Genomic DNA, 20,049 nt, shown 5'->3' with positions numbered 1-20,049 from the left:
CGTCCGGGGCACCGAGCCGCCCGCGCCGCGGGTGCCGCACGCGGCGGTCCGACGCCGGCGGCGAGCTGCCGCGCTCAGGCGTCGGAGACCGACGAGAAGTCGACCTCGCCGCGCGGCACGCCCCGCGCGTCGGCGTCCACGGACCTGCGCAGCGCCTCGTGGAGCTTGGCCGGGGTCAGCACCCCCGCGAAGCGGTCACCTTCGAGCACCGCGACCCACCCCGCGTCGTGCTGGAGCATCTCGCCGAACGCCCGCTTCAGCGGCGCGCCGAGCGCCACCCACGCCTCCATCCGGCGCGCCAGGCCGCCCACCAGGGCCCCGCCGCCCGCTCCTTCGAGCTCCCGCCCCGCGACCCAGCCGTGCAGGGCCCCGTCGGCGCCGAGCACCACCGCCCACCGCGCGCCGGCCTCCCGCAGCCGCGCCGCGACGTCCCCGGCGGGCTCGTCCACCCGGGCGACGGGCGGCTGTTCGAGGTCCGCCGCCTCCACCGCCGTCACCGAGAGCCGCTTCAGCCCCCGGTCGGCCCCGACGAACTCCGCCACGTAGTCGGACGCGGGCGCGCCGAGGACCGCCGCAGGCGTGTCGAACTGGGCGATGCGCCCCTGTCCGTACACCGCGATCCGGTCGCCCATCCGCACCGCCTCCTCGATGTCGTGCGTCACCAGCAGCACGGTCTTGCGCACGGCGGCCTGGAGGGCGAGGAACTCGCTCTGCAGGCGCTCCCGCACCACCGGGTCCACCGCGCCGAACGGCTCGTCCATCAGCAGCACCGGCGGGTCCGCTGCGAGCGCGCGCGCCACCCCGACCCGCTGCCGCTCGCCGCCCGAGAGCTGCCCCGGATAGCGGGGGCCGTACACGGCAGGGTCGAGCCCCACCAGCTCCAGCAGCTCCGCGGCCCTGGCCCTGGCCCGCCCCCGTGACCAGCCGGCCAGCAGAGGCACCGCGGCCGCGTTGTCGACGACCGTGCGGTGCGGGAAGAGGCCGCCCTGCTGGATCACGTAGCCGATGCCCCGGCGCAGCCGCACCGGATCCTGACGCGCGACGTCCTCGCCGCCCACCAGGATCCGCCCCGACGTGGGGTCGGTCAGCCGGTTCACCATCGTCATCGTGGTCGTCTTGCCGCACCCCGAAGGACCGACCAGGGTCACGAGCTCGCCCTCGCGCACCTCGAAGGACAGCCCGTCGACGGCGGTCGTGCCGTCCGGATACACCTTGCCGACCTGCTCGAAGCGGATCACTTCTCCACCGTAGGAGGGTCCGGCCCTGGCCGCCGCTCCCCGACGGGCGCAAACCCGGCGACCGGGTGACAATGGAGGCGGGGAGAGGGGCGCCGCTGTGCGCGGCGCGGGATCCCCTCCCCGCCCGCGTCGCCGCGTCCAACGGTGCACGGTTCGTACGGCGCACGGGACCACCGACCATGCTGGAAGGGGTAGAGATGCTGCTGCCCGACCGACACCTGGTCGCCGACCTGCTGGGCCGCTACCGGGCATGGGAGCGGCTGGTGCTCGCCGACCCGCACGACGACGCCACACGGCGCCGCTTCGAGGACGTGGCCTACACCCTCTGCGTCCTGATGGGCCAGCGCACGGCGCGCGAGGCGATCCTCAAGGCGGAGTCCTACCTCCGCCACATCCGGCCCGTGCCGCTGTTCGCCGAGGCCGAGGGCGGCCGCCCCTGACGGCGCCACCGCACCGCCCCGAGCCCCGCGCACACCGCGCGGGGCTCGGGCGTGCCGGGGCCCTCCGGCTTCCCCCACATGCAAGCGACCGCTTAGTATGCGGCGGTACGCCCATCGTGTGTGGAGGCCCGAATGCAGGCATGGCACGTGCACAGCAACGGCGAGCCGAAAGAGGTCATGCGGCTCGCCGAGACCGAGCCGCCGGAGCCGGGACCCGGGCAGGTCAGGGTCGCCGTACGCGCGGCGAACGTGAACTTCCCCGACGCCCTGCTGTGCCGCGGCCAGTACCAGATCAGGCCGCCCCTGCCCTTCACGCCCGGCGTGGAGATCTGCGGCAGGACCGAGGACGGCCGCCGCGTCATCGGCACCGTCGCACTGCCGCACGGCGGCTTCGCCGACCACGCGCTCGCCGACGAGGCCGCCCTGCTGCCCGCGCCCGCGTCCCTCGACGACGCCCAGGCGGCCGCCCTGCACATCGGTTACCAGACGGGCTGGTTCGCCCTGCACCGCCGCGCCCACCTCCAGGCGGGCGAGACCCTCCTCGTGCACGCGGCCGCCGGGGGAGTGGGCAGCGCGGCCGTCCAGCTCGGCAAGGCCGCCGGCGCCCGCGTCATCGGCGTCGTCGGCGGCCCCGCGAAGGCCGAGACCGCCCGCGGACTCGGCTGCGACCTCGTACTCGACCGGCACACCGACGACCTCGTCGCCGCCGTCAAGGACGCCACCGGCGGCCGTGGGGCCGACGTCGTCTTCGACCCGGTCGGCGGCGACGCCTACGCGAAGTCCGCCAAGTGCGTGGCCTTCGAGGGCCGCATCGTCGTCATCGGCTTCACCAGCGGCCACATCCCCGCCCCCGCCCTCAGCCACGCCATGGTGAAGAACTACTCGGTCCTCGGCCTGCACTGGGGCCTGTACGCGGCGAAGGACCCCGCCGCCGTCGCCCGCTGTCACGAACGCCTCACCGACCTGGCGGACCAGGGCAGGATCGCCCCGCTCGTCAGCGAGCGCGTCCCCCTCCCCGGCGCCGCCGACGCCGTGCAGCGCGTCGCCGACGGCACCACCACAGGACGCGTCGTCGTCGTACCGGAAGGAGCCGCGTGATGGCAGCCGCCGCCACCCCGCCGGGCGCGGAGGATCTGCGCGCGCGCACCCGCCGGCTGCTCGACCAGCACCCGCCGAAGACCACGGCGCCCGCCGACTTCCTCGACGCGCGCTTCGACGCGGGACTCGCCTGGGTGCACTTCCCCGACGGCCTCGGCGGACTCGGCGCGCCCCGCGCCCTCCAGCCGGTCGTCGACGCGGAACTCGCCGCCGCGGGCGCCCCCGACAACGACCCCCGCCGCATCGGCATCGGCCTCGGCATGGCCGCCCCGACCCTCCTGCAGTACGGCACCCCCGAGCAGCGCGAGCGCTTCCTCAAGCCGCTGTGGACCGGCCGCGAGGTGTGGTGCCAGCTGTTCAGCGAGCCCGGCGCGGGCTCCGACCTCGCCGCGCTCGCCACCCGCGCCGTACGGGACGACGCCACGGGCGACTGGATCGTCAGCGGCCAGAAGGTCTGGACGTCCAGCGCGCACCTCGCGCGCTGGGCCATTCTGATCGCCCGCACCGACCCCGACGTGCCCAAGCACCGCGGCATCACCTACTTCGTCTGCGACATGACCGACCCCGGCGTCGAGGTGCGGCCGCTGCGCCAGATCACCGGCGAGGCCGAGTTCAACGAGGTCTTCCTCACCGGCGTCCGCATCCCCGACGCCCACCGCGTCGGCGGCGTGGGGGAGGGCTGGCGCGTCGCCCAGGCCACGCTCATGAACGAACGCGTCTCCATCGGGGGCGCCCGCGTCCCGCGCGAGGGCGGCATGATCGGGCCCGCGGCCGCCACCTGGCGCGAGCGCCCCGAGCTGCGCACCCACGACCTCCACCAGCGCCTCCTCGACCTGTGGGTCGAGTCAGAGGTGGCGCGCCTGGCGGGCGAGCGCCTGCGCCAGCAGCTCGCCGCAGGACGCCCGGGACCCGAGGGCAGCGGCACAAAGGTCGCCTTCGCCCGCCTCAACCAGGCCATCAGCGGCCTTGAGGTCGAACTCCTCGGCGCCGAGGGCCTGCTCTACTCCGACTGGACGATGCGCCGCCCCGAACTCGTCGACTTCACCGGACGCGACGCCGGATACCGGTACCTGCGCTCGAAGGGCAACTCCATCGAGGGCGGCACCAGCGAGGTGCTCCTCAACATCGTCGCGGAACACGTCCTCGGCCTGCCGCAGGAGCCGCGCACCGACAAGGACGTCGCATGGAAGGACCTGACGCGATGACCGGCGAGGACGCCGCCGCGGAAACCCCCGACCTGCTGTACACGCAGACCGAGGAGGACCTGCGCGCCTCGGTGCGCTCCCTGCTCGCCGACCGCGCGGACCCGGCCGCCGCCCTCGCGCGCGCCGAGTCGGGCGACCCCTACGACGCCGGCCTCTGGGACCGGCTCGCCGTGTCCGTGGGCGCGGCGGGCCTGCTCGTGCCCGAGGACCTCGGCGGCGCGGGCGCGAGCCACCGCGAGGCCGCCGTCGTCCTGGAGGAGCTGGGCCGCGCGGTCACCCCCGCGCCCTTCCTCACCAGCTCCGTCGTGGCCACCGAGACCCTCATCGGCTGCGACACCGGGCTGCCCGACGTGGCGGGGCTCCTCACCGCGCTCACCGGCGGCGCCCGCACCGCGGTGCTCGCCGTGCCGCTCACCACCGCGCCCTACGGCGACCCGCCGGCCGCGGGAGCCGCGGTACGGCCCGTCGCCGACGCCGTACGCGCCGACGTGCTGCTCGTACCGCGCGAGGACGGCCTCTACGCGGTCGAGGCCGCGGATCCGGCCGTCACCCGCACGCCGCTCACGCCCCTCGACCTGACACGGCCGCTCGCCGAGGTCGCCGTGGCACCCGGCGCGGGGCTTCGCCTCGCGGACGCCGCCACCGCCCGCGCGGCGGTGCGCAGGGGGCTGCGCGCGGGAGCGGGACTGCTCGCCTCCGAGCAGCTCGGCATCGCCGAGTGGTGCCTCGCCGAGACCGTCAGGCACACCGGGGAGCGCCACCAGTTCAACCGGCCCGTCGGCTCCTTCCAGGCGCTCAAGCACCGGATGGCGCAGCTCTGGGTCGAGGTCGTCTCGGCCCGCGCGGCCGCACGCAACGCGGCCGCCGCCCTCGCGGCCGACAGCCCGGAGGCCGGCCTCGCGGTCGCCGTCGCCGGGGCGTACTGCGGCCGGGTCGCGGTGCGCGCCGCCGAGGAGTGCGTCCAGCTGCACGGCGGCATCGGCATGACCTGGGAGCACCCCGCGCATCTGGCGCTCAAGCGCGCCAAGGCGGACGAGGCGGCCTTCGGCACCGCGGGCCACCACAAGGAGGCCGTCGCCCGCCTCGTGGACCTGCCCGCCCCGGCGGGGCCCCTGCCGTAGGGCGCGCCGCACCGGCACCGTAACGGCACACGGCCCGTCATCACCCGTACAGCGGACACGTCGTGCGGCCGGGCGGTGCCCCTCCTCCGCCACACTGGCGCCCATGCGCCGCGACACCCGTGCGGCGGAGGAGGGTGCACGATGGCGATCTCGGTCTCTCTGTTGCTGCTGCTCGCGGTCCTCGCTGCGGTCTTCATCCGCAGCGGCGGGCTGAAGATCTGGCACGCCGTGGTCTGCGTACTGCTGGGTTTCCTGCTGGCGAGCACCAGCATGGCGTCCACCATCGACCACGGCGTGTCCGCGACGGCCGACATGGTCAGCAGCATCCGGCCCTGAACGAACCGGGGCGGAGCCGGGAGCGCCGCCCGGCCCCGCCCCACCCGCTCAGACCGTCGCGACCCCGCCGACCAGCCGGTCCCCTGGGATGCCCGCCTTGTCGGGCGCGTAGTAGTCCCTGATGCCCGCCGCCCAGGTCGCGGCCGGGACCCGGTCGTCGTCCGTCGGCCCGAACTCCTCGAACAGGGCGTGGATGTTCGGCAGCTGGAAGCCGATGGCCGTCATCAGCGCCACGAACACCGGGCGCGTCACGAAGCCGTCCCCCGCCAGGTCGCCGAGGTCCGCGAGGGAGGTCGCGAAGTCGTCGAGCGCCTCGTCGAACCGCTCGGGCGCGAGGACGCAGGCCGTGTACTCCTCGAAGCTGATCCGCCCGTCGCCGTTGGCGTCCAACTCGCGCTCCAGGGCCGACCAGTACGTGCCGAACGCCGCGACCATCGCCGCCTTCGCGTCCTCCTCCGCGTCCGGCACCGCCTGGACGACCCGGTCCGCCATGAGGTCGAAGTCGTTGGGTTCGAGGTATCCGTTGCCGTCCACGTCGAACAGCTCGAAGACGAGACGTACCCGGTCGATCGCTTCCTTGCGCATGGTCTGTGGCCACCCTTCGTGAGACCCTGCCGGCCGCCCGGCGGCCCGCGGTCCCACTATGCGGAGGCCGCGCGGCCCCCGGCGGCCCCGGAGCGGCGGTTCACCGGAAGGAATGAAGCGGTCGTCACCGGCGCATGACCGGCCGGCGACCCGCCCACCAGCGCCCCTCGCCGGCCCCCTGCGGCCGCGCGCGGTGTACGCGTCCACCGGGCCGTGGGCGGCGCGCGGTCCCACGCGCCCGGCGCGCGGACGGCGCACGGCCCCTCAGGTGCCGATCACCCGTGACCTGATGAGGAACCGGACGCCCTCCGGCGCCTCCAACGAGAAGCCGCTGCCGCGCCCGGGCACCACGTCCACGATCAGCCGCGTGTGCCGCCAGAGCTCGTACTGGCTCGCCGACATCCAGAACGGCACGGCCTCGGCGACGCCCTCGACCTCCAGCGACTGGAGCAGGACGTCGGAGCCGCCGGTGCGGAACTCCCCCGCGGGGAAGCACATCGGCGCGCTGCCGTCGCAGCAGCCGCCCGACTGGTGGAACATCAGCGGCCCGTGCTCCTCGCGCAGCCGCCTGATGAGGTCCGCGGCGGCGGGCGTCACGTCCACCAGGGGGACCCCGCTCGCCGTCTTCTGCTGATCCATGATGCCGCCTCACTCCCGGACGGGCGGAACACCACCGATTGTCCAGGACCACGCCGCCCCGGTCCAGGCACCGGCACGCACCGATCCCCACCCGCCCGAAGGCGCCGACCGGCCCTCCCCGCGGCCCACACCCGCGGTCAGGCCCGGTCGGCCAGCTTCCCGATCCCGCCCGAGCGCAGCGCCGCCGCGACCCCGGCAGCGTCGGCCGGCCCCCGCTCCTCGATCTCGCGGGCGATGCGGCGCCGGTACACCTTCTCGAAGGTACGGAACAGCTCCGCGCCGCTCACATCGGGATCCGCGGACACCCGGTCGACAATCCGGTCACGCCAGAACTCGGGGGTACGCGCGGCCTCCCGCAGAGCGGGGGACGGCATGTCGTCTACGGGCTCACTCATGCCCGCATGCTACGGCGCGCCCGGGCCACCCCGTCCGGGGAGACCGCGGCCGCCTGCGCCACCGGGTGGTGCCTGCTGATGTTCTTCTCCAGCAGTTCTGTCACGGTGCGCACGCCCACGGAGCCGGGTGCGGAGGAGTCGGGCAGCCGGCCGTCGTCCTTCTTGAGGCGGGTGAGCGCCGCGTCGACCGCGCTGTGGGCGGCGAACAGGCACGGCGTGCTGTAGATCGCCACCTGGCAGCCGAGGTCCGCCAGTTCGGAGAGCGAGAGGCGCGGCGACTTGCCGCCGGCGATCTGGTTGAACAGCAGCGGCTTGTCGCCGATCGCCTGGCGGATGCGGTGGAGCCACTCGACGCTGCGGACGCCGTCCACGAGCACCACGTCCGCGTCGGTCCCGGCGAGCGCCCGCGCCCTGCGCAGGATCTCCTCGTCCTCCGTGGCGTCGGTGCGGGCCACGACGACCAGGTCGCGGCGGCTCTCCAGGACGAGGTTCAGCTTCTCCAGGTACTCGTCGAGGGGCAGGATCAGCTTGCCGTCCGCGTGCCCGCACCGCCGGGGCCGCTTCTGGTCCTCAAGGATGACGCCGGAGGCGCCCGCGCGCTCCAGGCGCTGCACCATGTGGCAGGCGACCTCCGGGTCGACATAGCCGTCGTCGATGTCGACCAGCAGATGGTGGGCGGGGAAGGCGAGCCGGAGCCGCTCCACGAACGCGGCCATGTCGGGCCAGGCGATGAACCCGATGTCCGGCAGGCCGTAGTGGGAGGCGGCGAAGCCGAAGCCGGAGACGAAGAAGCCGTCGTAGTGCTGGGCGGCGACCGAGGCCGAGTGCATGTCGTGGATGCCGATGAGCGGGGTCGTCCCGGGAGACCTGATCTCGTCCCGGAGCGTGCTTCCGTAGGGCATGGTGGCTCCTCTCCCCGGACCGGCGGGCGGTCGGGGGCGGTGGGGGACCGGCCGGGTCCCTGTCAGGGGGTGTGCCCGCGGGGACGGAGTGCGCAATCCCATGCGGGCATGCGCACATCTATACAGTCACGGCGCCGCGCCTCCTCACGGGTGCGGGCGCGCGGGCCGCCTGTGCACGTGCGGGGCGGCAGGGCGGCTCCGGCAGGATCCGGCCGGGCCCGCCGGCGCCCCTACGGCCGGACCTTCGCCGCGAACGGCGCCGCGTCGGCGGGCTGTTCACCCGCCGAGCGCGCGGCGTGCGGCCGCCTGCCCGCACGCGCGAGCCGCGGCAGGGCGCCCCGCCGAACCCCTGTGCCTCCTCCATGCGGGAATGACTCGACATGGTGAACTCGTCAACGCCGAGCGCGTGGTACTCCTGCAGGTCCGCCGCCGGCCCGGGTGGGCCGTGGGGAGGCCTTCGGCCGGCGGGAGCGCGCGGGAGCGGGTCGGTTCTCGCCGTGCTGAGCCACCCGGTCACCGGAGCGGACGCCGTCGCGTTCGTGACGTACGGAAAGGTCAAGCCGGCCAGCCTCACGGCGCGACCCGTGCTGAGCGCCACCGTGCGATCGGGGTGGGACTGGGCGACCGTCGGGGGGCGGCCGAGGTCGTGGGCCCGACGACCCGCATCCGGCCTTCGACGCCGAAGGCGTGCGGCTGCTGCTCCGCTGCTCCGCGCGGTCTACACGGCCGCCGGCGGCACCCATGACGACTGGGACGCATACGACAGGGTGGATGGCCGCCGACCGCCGCGCGGCCGTCCTCGTGCGGCCGCACCGCGTCTACGGCAGGGCCTGACCGCGGCCCCCGGACGCGCCGTCCGCCCCGGCCGCGGCCCCCGCGCCGGCGTGCCGCTCGCCCCAGACGCGCAGCGCGACGAGGACGGGAACGAGGTCGCGGCCTGACGCGGTGAGCACGTACTCGTCGCGCGGAGGGCGGTCGCAGTACTGCCGGCGTTCGATGACGCCGGCCTCCTCCAGCTTGCGCAGCCGCGCCGCGAGCGTCTCCCGGGGAGCGCCGGTGTTGATCTGGATGTCCTTGAACCGGTGGACGCCGAAACCCAGCTCCCTGACCACGAGCAGGCTCCAGCGCTCTCCCACGACGTCGAGCGCGTCGGCGATGGAGCAGACTCGGGGCGCCCGTGGCCCAACCGATTCGTTTTTCTGACTCACCCCGTCATGGTAGCTCCGGCGCGGAGCCCTGCGGGGGTACCGCCGCGGCGCCCCCGACGTGTCGATTCGCTTTTCGAACTCGCTTGGGTATGGTGGGGCGCGTCGAGTCAGTTCGAAAACCGGACTCACGTGGCGCGGTGGATCCCGCGCCCCGGGAGACCTCCTCGTGACGCAAGGGACGGCACAGCCATGACATCGATCCCCGTCACCGGCGCCTCCGACGGCGTCGGCCGGGCGCTCGCCGCGGAACCGGCCGCCCGCGGTCACCGCGTCGTGGCCACCGCGCAAGACCCCCGCGCCCTCGCGCCCCTCGACGTCGACAGGAAGCCGCGCCCCTGCGCCCGGAACACCGCCGGCGCGATCCGGGCCGCCTGCCTCCCGGCCCGAACGCGAGCGCCCCGGCCGCACCGGGCGCGCTGACCGCGCCGCGCCTACCGCGCCCGCGGGCGGCGTCGCCCGGCACAGACAGGCGACGCCGGCTCCGCGCGCCGCCCCCCCCCGCCCCCTCCGCATCCGACACCCCTTCCGCACCGCATCCCCCTGGAGAACGCCATGCAGTACACGACCTTCGGCCGCACCACCGGTCTTCGCGTCTCCGAGGTCGCCCTCGGCGCCGGCACATTCGGCAACCGCGCCCTGCCCGGCACCGAGCCGGAGGAGGCCCGCAGGATCGTCGACCGCTTCGCCGACGCGGGCGGCACCTTCATCGACGCGGCCGAGAGCTACCAGGCCGGGGAGGCCGAGGAGATCCTCGGCGACGTCCTCACGGGCCGGCGCGACCGCTTCACCCTCGCCACGAAGTTCGCCTTCGGCACGGGCGGCGAGCCGGGCACGCTCGGCGTCGGGAACAGCCGCGCGAAGATGCGCAGGGCCGTGGAGGACAGCCTTAGGCGGCTGCGGACCGACCGCATCGACCTGCTCTGGGTGCATCTGCCCGACACGGTCACCCCGACCGACGAGATCGTCAGGAGCCTGGACGACCTGACCCGGCAGGGCAAGATCCTCCACGCGGGGTTCTCCAACTTCCCCGCCTGGCGCACCGCCAGGGCCGCCGCACTCGCCGAGGTCCGCGGCAGCACGCCCCTCGTCGGCGTCCAGTTCGAGTACAGCCTGGTGGAGCGGACCGCCGACCGCGAGATCCTGCCGATGGCCGAGGCCCTCGGGCTCGGCGGCGCGCTGTGGTCCCCGCTCGGCGGCGGCCTGCTCACCGGCAAGTACCGCACCGGCAGCCAGGGGCGCCTCACCGACTGGGCGGGCTTCGTCCTCCAGAAGGAGGACAGCGGGTACAAGACCGCCGTGGTCGACGCCGTGCTCGACGTCGCGGCGAAGACCGGCCTGCCCGCGGCGCAGGTCGCCGTCGCGTGGGTGCGCGCGTTCGCCGCCCGCGCCGCCACACCCCTCGTCCCCGTCATCGGACCGCGCACCCTGGCCCAGCTCGACGACTACCTCGCCGCGCTCGACGTACGGCTCGACCCCGAGCACTACGACCGGCTCGACGCCGTCAGCCGCGTGCCCCTGGGCCAGCCGCACCAGCTCATCGCCGACTCCCTGCCGCGCGTCCTCGGCACCGACCCGGCACGCTTCCGCACCCCCGTCCACCCCGTCGCCTGACCTCACGGCGGGGCACGCGTCCTACTTCTGCCAGCCCATGGCCGTGAAGTCCCAGTCGCCGAGGCCGCTCGCGCCGAAATTCGCCAGGCCCTTGCGCACCGCGAGGATCTGCGGGCGCTGGTACAGCTCGATCGAGTGGCCCTCGGCCCAGATCAACCGGTCGGCCTCGTTGTACAGCCGGTCGGACCTGGCGGTGTCGGTGGTGCGCGACGCCTCGGTCATCAGCTTGTCGATCTCCGAGGAGCCGATCCGCCCGTAGTTGAGGTAGCTCTGCGCCCCCTCGGGCTGCTGGAACGTCGAGAACAGCTGCGAGGGGAAGACCTGGTCGACATTGCGGAAGCTCGTCAGGTCGAAGGCGCCGCGGTTGACGAACTTGGTGAAGTAGTCGGTCTGCGGGACCCGTTGGATGACGACCTGGATACCGGCCTGCCCGAGCTGCTGCTGCACGATCTGCGCCTGGTCCACCGCCGAGGAGGCGGAGCCCGAGCTGATCACGTACCGCAGGGTCAGCGTCCGGCCGTTCCTGGTGCGGGGCTTGCCGGGGCCGGCCTCCCGCCAGCCCGCCTGGTCGAGCAGCTTGCGCGCGCCGGGCAGGTCGAAGCGGCCCCACCGGCCGGCGGTGTCCTGGTAGCCCGCCTGGTTGGGCATGAAGAAGTGGCTGTTCAGTGTGGTGACCGGGATGTCGAGGTCCTTGGCGAACGCCGCGACGATGCCCTTGCGGTCGGTGGCCAGGTCCACCGCCTGGCGCACCCGGACGTCCGCCAGCGGACCGCGTGAGCTCAGGGAGATGTGCACCTCGTCCCAGCGTGCGCCGCGTCTGATGTCGGTCTTCGGGGCCTTCACCAGGCGCTGGTAGTCCTCGGGCAGGATCGCGGGCGTCTCGTCGATCTCGTTGTTCAGGTACGCCTCGGTGTCGGCCGGCTGGTCGAGCGCCCGCCAGGTGATGGTGTCCAGCTTGGGCCGCGTGCCCCACCAGCGGGGGTCGGGCACGGTGGTGACGGTCTCCGCCGTCCTGTCGATGGACTTGATCCGCCAGGCGGCCCCGGTGACCGGGATGCGCTGGATCCAGCCCTTGTTGAACTTGTCCGGTGTGTCGATGGTCCCGGCGGGCAGCAGCACCCGGAACAGCCGCTGCCAGTCCGCGTACGGCGTGCCGAAGGTGACCTTCACCTCCTGGTCGTCCTTGCCGCGGGCCACACCGGAGATCTGGTCGTAGCCGCTGCTGTCCGCCACCAGGTACGCGTCGTCGTGCCCGTCGAGCGCGCGCCACACCGCGGCGAAGTCGCGGTAGCTCATCCGGGTGCCGTCGGACCAGGACGCCTTCGGGTTGAGCTCGTACGTCACCACCTGCGGCGACGTCGAGGTGACCGCGGCCGAGCGCAGATAGGCCGGGTCCGGGTGCGGAACGCCCTTGGCGTCCTTGGGCATCAGCACCGGCTCGACCTGTTCGAGGATGGCCGAGGCGTCCCCGTTGGTGCCGTCCACCTGGTACTCGTTGTACTGCGTGATCCAGGTCTGGGTCGACAGCTTCAGTGTGCCGCCCTGCCGCACGTTCGCGGCGGGCTGGGGGTTGATCCCCTGCGCGCCCACCGCCGGGGCCGCTCCCCTCCCGGCGCCGTCGTGCCCGTCGTCCGGCGAACCACCGCACGCCGAGAGCACCAGGGCGGCCGCGAGGGCGGCGGCCGCGCGGGCGACGGCTCTCAGGGGTTTGAACATGGGGGCAACCTCCGGCAGTTCAGGGCAGGACGGCGGGCGCGGGGTGCCCGCGAGCGGCATCGTAGGTCCGTACCGGCGGCGAGTGAGCGGCCCGCGAGATCTGACATGTTCTCTTCATATTGCTGCAATACTGCGACACGAAGATCGGCAGCACCGTCGACACCGGGGGAGAGGAACGCATGTGACGGCCTATCTGGGCAGGAGGCTCGGCTACTACGCGGTGCTGCTGCTGGTCGCCGTCTGCCTCTCCTACCTCCTCGCGTCCACGGTGCTCGACCCGCGCGCCTACTTCGCCGACCGCCACCCGGTCCCGCCGCCCGCCGCGGTCGACGCCCACCTCACCGCACTCGGCGTGGACGACCGCACCGCACTCGGCCTGCGGCTGTGGCACTGGCTCACCGGTGCGCTCACCGGCGACCTGGGCCGCACCATCGACGACGCGCCCGTCTCCGCCGAACTCGGCCGCAGGGTGGGCGTCAGCCTGCGGCTGCTGATCGCCGGCACGGCCATCGGCACCGTCGCGGGGACGCTCGCAGGCGCCTGGACGGCGGTGCGCCAGTACCGGCCGTCCGACCGCGCCGTCACCCTGCTCTCCTTCCTGCTGCTCTCCCTCCCCACGTTCCTGCTCGCGGTCCTGCTCAAGATCGGCGCGATCAGGCTCAACGCCGCCCTCGGCTTCGACCTGGTCAAGTTCACCGGCGAGAAGGACCCCGACCTCCACGGCGGCCTCCTCGCGACCCTCCGCGACCGCGGCGTCCACCTGCTGCTGCCGACGCTCTCCATCGGGCTCGTCACCGCCGCCTCGTACAGCCGCTACCAGCGCAACACCATGCTCGACGTGCTCGGCGCCGACTATCTGCGCACCGCGCGCGCCAAGGGGCTCAGCCGCCGCGCCACCCTGCTCAGGCACGGGCTGCGCACCGCGCTCATCCCGATGTCGACGTACTTCTCCTACGGCTTCCTCGCCCTGTTCACCGGCGCCATCTTCACCGAGATGATCTTCGGCTGGCACGGCATGGGGGAGTGGCTCGTCGAGTCCATCGGCAAGAACGACGTCAACTCCGTGACCGCGGTCTCCGCCTTCGCCGCCGTCGTCGTCCTGCTCTCGGGCTTCCTCGCCGACGTCCTGCACGCGGCACTCGACCCGCGCGTCCGCGCCTGAAAGAGGAGAGATCCGACGCCATGACGGCAGAGATCGCAGCGGCCGCCGCCGACACCGCGCTCGACGCGCCGGGCACCACCGCCGCACTGCCCGGCAGGGGCCGGCTCGTGCTGCGCCGCTTCCTCGCCAGGCGGAGCGCCGTCGCGGGCCTCGCGGTGGTGGCGCTGATGTTCGTCCTCGCCTTCGCGGGGCCGCACCTCACCCCCTGGGGTTACTCCGGTATCGACTACACCGCGCTGCGCGAACCCCCGTCCGGCGCCCACTGGTTCGGCACCAACAGGATCGGCCAGGACGTGTTCGCGCAGACCGTGCGCGGCCTGCAGAAGTCACTGCTCATCGGGTTCCTCGTGGGCTGCCTCTCCACCGCGCTCGCCGCCGCGGCCGGGGCGTGCGCGGGCTACTTCGGCGGCTGGACCGACCGCTGCCTGATGTTCCTCGTCGACCTGCTGCTCGTCTTCCCCGGCTTCCTGGTCATCGCGATCGTCGCGCCCCGGCTGAGGGCGGCAGGCTGGCTCGCCCTCGCCGCGCTGCTCGCCCTCTTCGCCTGGATGGTCACCGCACGGGTCGTCCGCTCCATGACCCGCTCGCTGGGCGAACGCGAATTCGTGCGCGCCGCGCGTTACATGGGCGTCCACCCCGTGCGGATCATCCTGCGGCACATCCTGCCGAACGTCGCCTCCTTCCTGATCATCGACGCGACCCTCGCGGTCGGCGGCGCCGTGATGAGCGAGACCGCCCTGTCCTACTTCGGCTTCGGCGTCCAGCCGCCCGACGTGTCACTGGGCACACTCATCGCGGACGGCACGAGCGCGGCCGTGACCTACCCCTGGATGTTCTTCTTCGCGGCCGGGCTGCTCGTGGTCTTCGTGCTCGCGGTCAACCTCATCGGCGACGGGCTGCGCGACGCGCTCGACCCGACCTCGGGAAAGGGCAGACCATGACCCCGGTGCTCCGCGTGCGGGACCTCACCGTCGACTTCGGCGGCACACCCGCCGTCCGAGGCGTCGGCTTCGACCTGCACCGCGGCGAAGTCCTCGGCATCGTCGGCGAGTCGGGCTCGGGCAAGTCCGCCACCGCGCTCGCCGTGCTCGGCCTGCTGCCGCGCTCGGCCCGTACGACGGGCTCCGTGCTGCTGGACGGAGCGGAACTCCTCGGCGCCCCCGAGCGCACCCTCGACACCGTACGGGGCCGGCGCATCGCGATGGTCTTCCAGGACCCGCTCTCCGCCTTCACACCGGTCTACCGCATCGGCGACCAGATCGCCGAGGCGATCAGGGCACACCACCCCGTGCCGAAGGCCGCGGCCCAGCGGCGCGCCGTCGAACTCCTCGACCTGGTCGGCGTACCGGAACCCCGGCTGCGCGCCCGCGCGTTCCCGCACGAGTTCTCCGGCGGCATGCGCCAGCGCGCCATGATCGCCATGGCCGTCGCCAACGACCCCGACGTCATCCTCGCCGACGAGCCCACCACCGCGCTCGACGTCACCATCCAGGCCCAGGTACTCGACGTGCTGCGCACCGTGCGGCGGGAGACCGGCGCCGCCATGGTCCTCGTCAGCCACGACCTCGGAGTGGTCGCGGGGACCGCCGACCGGGTCGCCGTGATGTACGCGGGCCGGATCGTGGAGAGCGCGCCGGTCGACGACCTCTACGCCCGCCCCGTCATGCCGTACACACTCGGCCTGATCGGCGCCGTGCCCCGGCTCGACGGCGCGGGGCCCGGGGGCGCGCCGCGGGCCGGGACCGTCGAGGAGGCCGGTACCGCGGGCGGGACCGAAGGCGCGGACGGTACCGGAACCGCTCATCCGCGGGCCGGGTCCGCGGAGAGGGGTGGGACCGCGGACGGGTCCGGGGCCGCGGAGAGGGGCGGGACCGCGCGGCCCGCCCTCGTGCCCGTCCCCGGCACACCGCCCGCGATGTACGCGCTCCCGCCCGGCTGCCCCTTCGCGCCGCGCTGCCCGCTCGCCGAGGAGGCGTGCCGCAGTGCGGAGCCCGCGCTGTCGGCCGTGGCGGACCCGGCCCATCTCGCCGCCTGCGTAAGGGCGGGCGAGCTCGCCGCCCGGCGGCCCGCGCCGGCTGACGTCTTCCCGCTGCCCGAACTCCCCGCGCCCGCGCCCCACTCCGCGCCGCCGGGAGAGCCCGTGCTGCGCGTACGCGACCTCGCCAGGTCCTTCCCCCTCTACCGCGGCACGGTCTTCAGGCGCCGCACCGGCACGGTCCACGCCGTCGACGGCGTCGAACTCGACATCCGCGCGGGGGAGACGCTCGGCCTCGTCGGTGAGTCCGGCTCGGGCAAGTCCACGACGCTCTACGAGATCCTCGGGCTCGCACCGCCCGAGCGGGGCGAGGTGGAGATCCTCGGCAGGTCCACCGCGCGCCTCGGCCGCCGGGAGGCCGCACGGCTGCGCTCCCGTGTGCAGATCGTCTTCCAGGACCCGCTCGCCAGCCTCGACCCGCGGATGCCCGTAGGGGACATCGTCGCGGAACCGCTGCGCGCCCAGGGCGCGGGCCGCGCGGCCGTCGCCCGCCGCATCCCCGAACTGCTCGCCCTCGTCGGCCTCGACGCGGCCCACGCCACCCGCTTCCCACACGAGTTCTCCGGCGGCCAGCGCCAACGCATCGCCATCGCACGGGCGTTGTCCGTCGAACCCCGGCTGCTCGTGCTCGACGAGCCGGTCTCGGCGCTCGACGTGTCGATCCAGGCGGGCATACTCGGCCTGCTCCAGCAGCTCAAACACCGGCTCGGCCTCGCCTACCTCTTCGTCTCGCACGACCTGTCCGTCGTGCGGCACATCGCCGACCGGGTCAGTGTGATGTACCTCGGCAGGACCGTCGAGGCGGGCTCGGTCGCGGAGGTCTTCACCGCCCCGCGCCACCCCTACACGCAGGCGCTGCTCTCCGCCGTCCCGCTGCCCGACCCACCGCGCGAGCGCACCAGGCGGCGGATCCTGCTGGCGGGCGACCCGCCGAGCCCCGCACACCGCGCGTCCGGCTGCCGCTTCCGGGGGCGCTGCCCCGTCTTCGCCGCGCTGGGGAGCGCGGACCGCGAGCCCTGCGTCAGCGCCGTACCGCCCCTCGCACCCCACGGCACGGACCAGGTGGCGGCCTGCCACCACCCCCGCGCGCGTGCGGTGGTGTGAGCGCCGAGCGGGACCCCACCGGGCCCGGTGCGACGAGCCCCGCGGTGCTGTTAGGGTGTTGCGCATGGACCCCGTGCTGCTGACGAGTCGACGTGTGATCGACTACGCGCGCGTCGCCAGCTGCCTCTGTCACTGACGGGCAGCCCCGCGGCCTCCCGGTGACAAGCCATCCCGTCCCGCGGGCCGGCTGCCGGAACGAGGGCCGCCGCCACTGCCGTTGACGTGAGGCGCCCTCATGATGCGCCGGGACCCGCGCACGCAATCCCCGGCGTTCCGCCCTCCCCCTCCCCTCGGTGTCACACCGACGCTTCGCGCCGCCCTCTCCTCGCCGCACAAGACCGCACACCACGACCGCTCGGCCGCGCCCGCGCGCGGCCATCCGGAGGTATTGTCATGCCCGCGTCCCACGAAGACGGACCGCCGTCCAACGAACCGAAGCTGCCGCCCCGTCACCGCAACCGCCGCCGCGTCCTCTGGTCCGCCGCCGCCGCCGTGGTGGTGGTCGCCGCGGTCGTCGTCGGCCTGGTGCTCTCCTCGGGCGGCGGCTCCGACGGCAAGACCGTCACCATCGGTGTCACCGACGGGTCCCAGCCGTACTGGAAGACCTACGCGTCCCTCGCCCGCAAGAAGCTCGGCGTCACTGTGAAGTTCGTCAACTTCACCGACTACAGCCAGCCCAACCCGGCGCTCAAGGAGAAACGCCTCGACCTCAACGAGTTCCAGCACATCCAGTACCTGGCGAACTACAACGTCACGGCGCACGACGACCTGCAACCGGTCGGCGCGACCGCCGTCTACCCGCTGCCGCTCTACTCGCTCAAGTACCGCACACCGTCGGCTCTCCCGGCGGGTGCCAAGGTCGCGATCCCCAACGACGCGATCAACGAGGCGCGGGGACTGCTCGTGCTCCAGGCCGCCAAGCTGATCACCCTCAAGGACGGCGGCACCGCCTTCTCCGCCACCTCGGACATCACCGCCCACAAGGTCGACGTCGTCACACTGGACGCGTCCCAGACGGCGGGCGCGTTGCAGAGCGGCTCGGTGGCCGCTGCCGTGGTGAACGACAACTACGCGACCAGCGCGAAGCTGCCCCGCTCCGCCGCCGTCTTCCAGGACGACCCGTCGAGCGCCATCGCCGCCCCGTACGTCAACGTCTTCGCCGCCCGCGCGGCCGACAAGGACGACCCCGAGTACCGCAAACTGGCCGCCCTCTACCAGGACCCGGCCGTCCAGAAGGGCGTGCAGAAGGCCAACAGCGGCACTGCGGTCTTCCGCACGGTGTCGCCCGGGCGGCTGCAGGCGGAGCTCGCCACCGTCGAGAAGCAGGCAAGGGCGGCGAAGAAGTAGCCGTGTCCGAGGGGAGGGAGCAGAGGGGAGAGAGATGACCGGCAGCGAGCCGGCCGGACGGCCCGACGAGGTCCATGTCCGGCTGGAGGACGTGCGCAAGACGTTCCCCGGCAGGAAGGGGCGCGCCGCCCCGTTCGTCGCGCTCGACGGCGTGAACGCGGAGATCCGCAGGGGTGAGGTCTTCGGGATCATCGGCCAGTCGGGCGCGGGCAAGAGCACACTGGTGCGGCTCATCAACGGCCTGGAGAGCCCGACGTCCGGGACGGTGCGGGTGGGCGACCACGACCTCACCGCGCTCGGCGAGCGTGAGCGCGGACAGGTGCGGCGCGACATCGGGATGGTGTTCCAGCAGTTCAACCTCTTCAGGTCGAGGACGGTGGCGGGCAATGTCGCCTACCCGCTGAAGGTCGCGGGGGTGGCGCGGGCGGAACGCGACCGCAGGGTTGCCGCCCTGCTGGACTTCGTGGGGCTGCTCGGGCGCGCCCACGACCACCCCGAGCAGCTGTCGGGCGGGCAGAAGCAGCGGGTCGGCATCGCCCGCGCCCTGGCCACCGAGCCCTCCCTGCTGCTGGTGGACGAGGCGACCAGCGCACTCGACGCGGGCACGACGGCCGAGGTGCTCGGGCTGCTGCGGCGGGTCAACCGCACCCTCGGCGTCACCGTCGTGATGATCACGCACGAGCTGGACGTGATCCGCGCGGCCGCCGACCGGGTGGCCGTGCTCGACGCCGGCCGGATCGTCGAACAGGGCACGGTCTACGACGTGTTCGCCCGTCCGCAGACCGAGGCGGCCGCACGCCTGGTGGGCGCGGCCCTGCGCGAGCGGCCCTCCGCCGCGACCCTGGCGCGGCTGCGGCAGCGGCACCCGGGGCGGATCGTCTCCGTCAGGGTGCGGGACCGCACCGGCTTCCAGACCGACCTCGCCAGGGTCTTCCTCGACCACGGGGTCGCCGCCGAGATCGTCTTCGGCGGCATCGGGGAGATCCAGGAACGGCCCGTCGGCAGCCTGACGTTCGAACTCGTCGGCGACGGCGCGGCCGTCGGCGCGGCGCTCGCGGGGCTGCGCGCCGACGGGTTCGAGATCACCGAGGAGGATTCCTGACATGCACGAGTTCGTCGCCAACCTGTCGGTCTACCGGGAGGCGATCCGGCAGACCTTCTACATCGTGCTCGTCTCCGTGGCCGCGGGCGGTGTGCTCGGGCTGGCGCTCGGCCTGCTGCTGTACGCGACGAGGCCGGGGAACCTGTTCGGCAACCGCGTGGTCTTCGTCGCGGCCAACATCGTGGTGAACGTGGTGCGGCCGGTGCCGTTCGTGATCTTCCTGACGGCCATTCAGCCGCTCATGCTGCACACCATCGGTACCACGATCGGCACCGACGCGGTCACCTTCGCGCTGTCGCTCGCGGCGGCCTTCGCCGTGAGCCGCATCGTCGAACAGAGCATGCTGACGGTGGACCCCGGAGTGGTCGAGGCGGCCAGGGCGGCCGGCGCGCGACGGATCGGCATCCTGGTGACCGTCCTGGTCCCCGAGGCGCTCGGGCCGATCATCCTCGGCTACACGTTCATCTTCGTCGCCGTGGTCGACATGTCCGCGCAGGCAGGTCTGTTCGGCGGCGGCGGGCTCGGGGACTTCGCGATCACCTACGGGTCCCAGCGGTACAACTGGCCCGTCGTGTACATCACCGTCGCCACGATCGTGGTGATCGTCCAGGCCGGCCAGTTCCTCGGCAACCGGCTCGCCCGCCGCGCCCTGCGCCGCTAGGTCGTGTCTTCAAAAGCCCGTCTGGTCGGGGTGGTCCGGCACGCACGCTCGCGGCGTTGTCGTCGATCGCCGACGCTCCGCGTCGACTCACTCCTCCGCCTTGCGATCGCACGCACCGGACCACCCCGACCCCGCCCTCCGGGC

General features: G+C 73.7%; 19 protein-coding genes. 12 read left to right on the top strand and 7 right to left on the bottom strand.

Annotation, left to right across the window (positions count from 1 at the left end; translation table 11 throughout):
- Nucleotides 1-74 precede the first annotated feature (74 nt).
- Nucleotides 75-1,238: an ATP-binding cassette domain-containing protein gene (locus AB0910_RS00095; RefSeq protein WP_366742180.1), complete on the bottom strand. Its 1,164-nt coding sequence runs from the start codon at nt 1,236-1,238 to the stop codon at nt 75-77.
- Between the two features lie 179 nt (nt 1,239-1,417).
- On the opposite strand from AB0910_RS00095, the gene AB0910_RS00090 reads away from it, so the two are divergent.
- The 5 genes from AB0910_RS00090 to AB0910_RS00070 all read left to right on the top strand — a co-directional run bounded on the left by AB0910_RS00090 (nt 1,418) and on the right by AB0910_RS00070 (nt 5,438).
- Nucleotides 1,418-1,678, top strand: a complete 261-nt coding sequence (locus tag AB0910_RS00090; protein WP_366742179.1) for a DUF5133 domain-containing protein — start codon at nt 1,418-1,420, stop codon at nt 1,676-1,678.
- 132 nt (nt 1,679-1,810) lie between these two features.
- Complete coding sequence (locus AB0910_RS00085) at nt 1,811-2,776, top strand: NADPH:quinone oxidoreductase family protein (protein ID WP_366742178.1); 966 nt, start codon at nt 1,811-1,813, stop codon at nt 2,774-2,776.
- Nucleotides 2,776-3,981, top strand: coding sequence for an acyl-CoA dehydrogenase family protein (locus tag AB0910_RS00080; protein ID WP_366742177.1), 1,206 nt, complete (start codon nt 2,776-2,778; stop codon nt 3,979-3,981). The genes AB0910_RS00085 and AB0910_RS00080 overlap by 1 nt, the downstream gene beginning before the upstream one ends.
- Nucleotides 3,978-5,102: an acyl-CoA dehydrogenase family protein gene (locus AB0910_RS00075; RefSeq protein WP_366742712.1), complete on the top strand. Its 1,125-nt coding sequence runs from the start codon at nt 3,978-3,980 to the stop codon at nt 5,100-5,102. Before AB0910_RS00080 ends, AB0910_RS00075 begins: the two co-directional genes overlap by 4 nt.
- 141 nt (nt 5,103-5,243) lie before the next feature.
- A complete protein-coding gene (locus AB0910_RS00070; RefSeq protein ID WP_366742176.1) occupies nt 5,244-5,438 on the top strand; it encodes a hypothetical protein in 195 nt (64 codons plus the stop codon).
- A 48-nt stretch (nt 5,439-5,486) separates the two neighbouring features.
- Here the strand turns inward: AB0910_RS00070 and AB0910_RS00065 are convergent, their stop codons facing one another.
- From AB0910_RS00065 to AB0910_RS00045, 5 genes are all read right to left on the bottom strand, one after another.
- Entirely contained in the window at nt 5,487-6,023 is a 537-nt protein-coding gene (locus AB0910_RS00065) for an EF-hand domain-containing protein (RefSeq protein ID WP_366742175.1), read from the bottom strand.
- Nucleotides 6,024-6,287: 264 nt separating this feature from the next.
- Nucleotides 6,288-6,662 (bottom strand): DUF779 domain-containing protein, encoded by a 375-nt coding sequence (locus tag AB0910_RS00060; RefSeq protein ID WP_366742174.1) that lies wholly within the window; start codon nt 6,660-6,662, stop codon nt 6,288-6,290.
- A gap of 137 nt (nt 6,663-6,799) precedes the next feature.
- Nucleotides 6,800-7,057: a hypothetical protein gene (locus AB0910_RS00055; RefSeq protein WP_366742173.1), complete on the bottom strand. Its 258-nt coding sequence runs from the start codon at nt 7,055-7,057 to the stop codon at nt 6,800-6,802.
- On the bottom strand, nt 7,054-7,959 hold the full coding sequence (locus AB0910_RS00050) for an isocitrate lyase/PEP mutase family protein (protein WP_366742172.1): 906 nt from the start codon (nt 7,957-7,959) through the stop codon (nt 7,054-7,056). The genes AB0910_RS00055 and AB0910_RS00050 overlap by 4 nt, the downstream gene beginning before the upstream one ends.
- Before the next feature lie 818 nt (nt 7,960-8,777).
- Nucleotides 8,778-9,167, bottom strand: a complete 390-nt coding sequence (locus tag AB0910_RS00045; RefSeq protein ID WP_366742171.1) for a helix-turn-helix domain-containing protein — start codon at nt 9,165-9,167, stop codon at nt 8,778-8,780.
- Between the two features lie 552 nt (nt 9,168-9,719).
- Here AB0910_RS00045 and AB0910_RS00040 point away from each other — a divergent pair.
- On the top strand, nt 9,720-10,778 hold the full coding sequence (locus AB0910_RS00040; RefSeq protein ID WP_366742170.1) for an aldo/keto reductase: 1,059 nt from the start codon (nt 9,720-9,722) through the stop codon (nt 10,776-10,778).
- Nucleotides 10,779-10,799: 21 nt separating this feature from the next.
- Here the strand turns inward: AB0910_RS00040 and AB0910_RS00035 are convergent, their stop codons facing one another.
- Nucleotides 10,800-12,494: an ABC transporter family substrate-binding protein gene (locus AB0910_RS00035; protein ID WP_366742169.1), complete on the bottom strand. Its 1,695-nt coding sequence runs from the start codon at nt 12,492-12,494 to the stop codon at nt 10,800-10,802.
- Between the two features lie 181 nt (nt 12,495-12,675).
- Here AB0910_RS00035 and AB0910_RS00030 point away from each other — a divergent pair, with 181 nt between their 5' ends.
- From AB0910_RS00030 to AB0910_RS00005, 6 genes are all read left to right on the top strand, one after another.
- Nucleotides 12,676-13,656, top strand: a complete 981-nt coding sequence (locus AB0910_RS00030) for an ABC transporter permease (protein ID WP_366742168.1) — start codon at nt 12,676-12,678, stop codon at nt 13,654-13,656.
- 20 nt (nt 13,657-13,676) lie between these two features.
- A complete protein-coding gene (locus tag AB0910_RS00025) occupies nt 13,677-14,597 on the top strand; it encodes an ABC transporter permease (RefSeq protein ID WP_366742167.1) in 921 nt (306 codons plus the stop codon).
- Nucleotides 14,594-16,795, top strand: a complete 2,202-nt coding sequence (locus AB0910_RS00020; protein ID WP_366742166.1) for an ABC transporter ATP-binding protein — start codon at nt 14,594-14,596, stop codon at nt 16,793-16,795. Before AB0910_RS00025 ends, AB0910_RS00020 begins: the two co-directional genes overlap by 4 nt.
- 393 nt (nt 16,796-17,188) lie before the next feature.
- Nucleotides 17,189-18,142: a MetQ/NlpA family ABC transporter substrate-binding protein gene (locus AB0910_RS00015; RefSeq protein WP_366742165.1), complete on the top strand. Its 954-nt coding sequence runs from the start codon at nt 17,189-17,191 to the stop codon at nt 18,140-18,142.
- A gap of 34 nt (nt 18,143-18,176) precedes the next feature.
- Nucleotides 18,177-19,244: a methionine ABC transporter ATP-binding protein gene (locus tag AB0910_RS00010; protein WP_366742164.1), complete on the top strand. Its 1,068-nt coding sequence runs from the start codon at nt 18,177-18,179 to the stop codon at nt 19,242-19,244.
- A 1-nt stretch (nt 19,245) separates the two neighbouring features.
- Nucleotides 19,246-19,905 carry an ABC transporter permease subunit gene (locus tag AB0910_RS00005; protein WP_366742163.1) on the top strand — a complete coding sequence of 220 codons (660 nt, stop codon included), beginning with the start codon at nt 19,246-19,248 and terminating at the stop codon, nt 19,903-19,905.
- The last annotated feature ends 144 nt before the right edge of the window (nt 19,906-20,049 follow it).

Origin of the sequence: Streptomyces sp. NPDC047002 (assembly GCF_040704505.1) — a bacterium.
GTDB lineage: Bacteria > Actinomycetota > Actinomycetes > Streptomycetales > Streptomycetaceae > Streptomyces.
The sequence above is the reverse complement of the archived record's forward strand: the minus strand, read 5'-3'. Positions and strand labels throughout refer to the sequence as shown.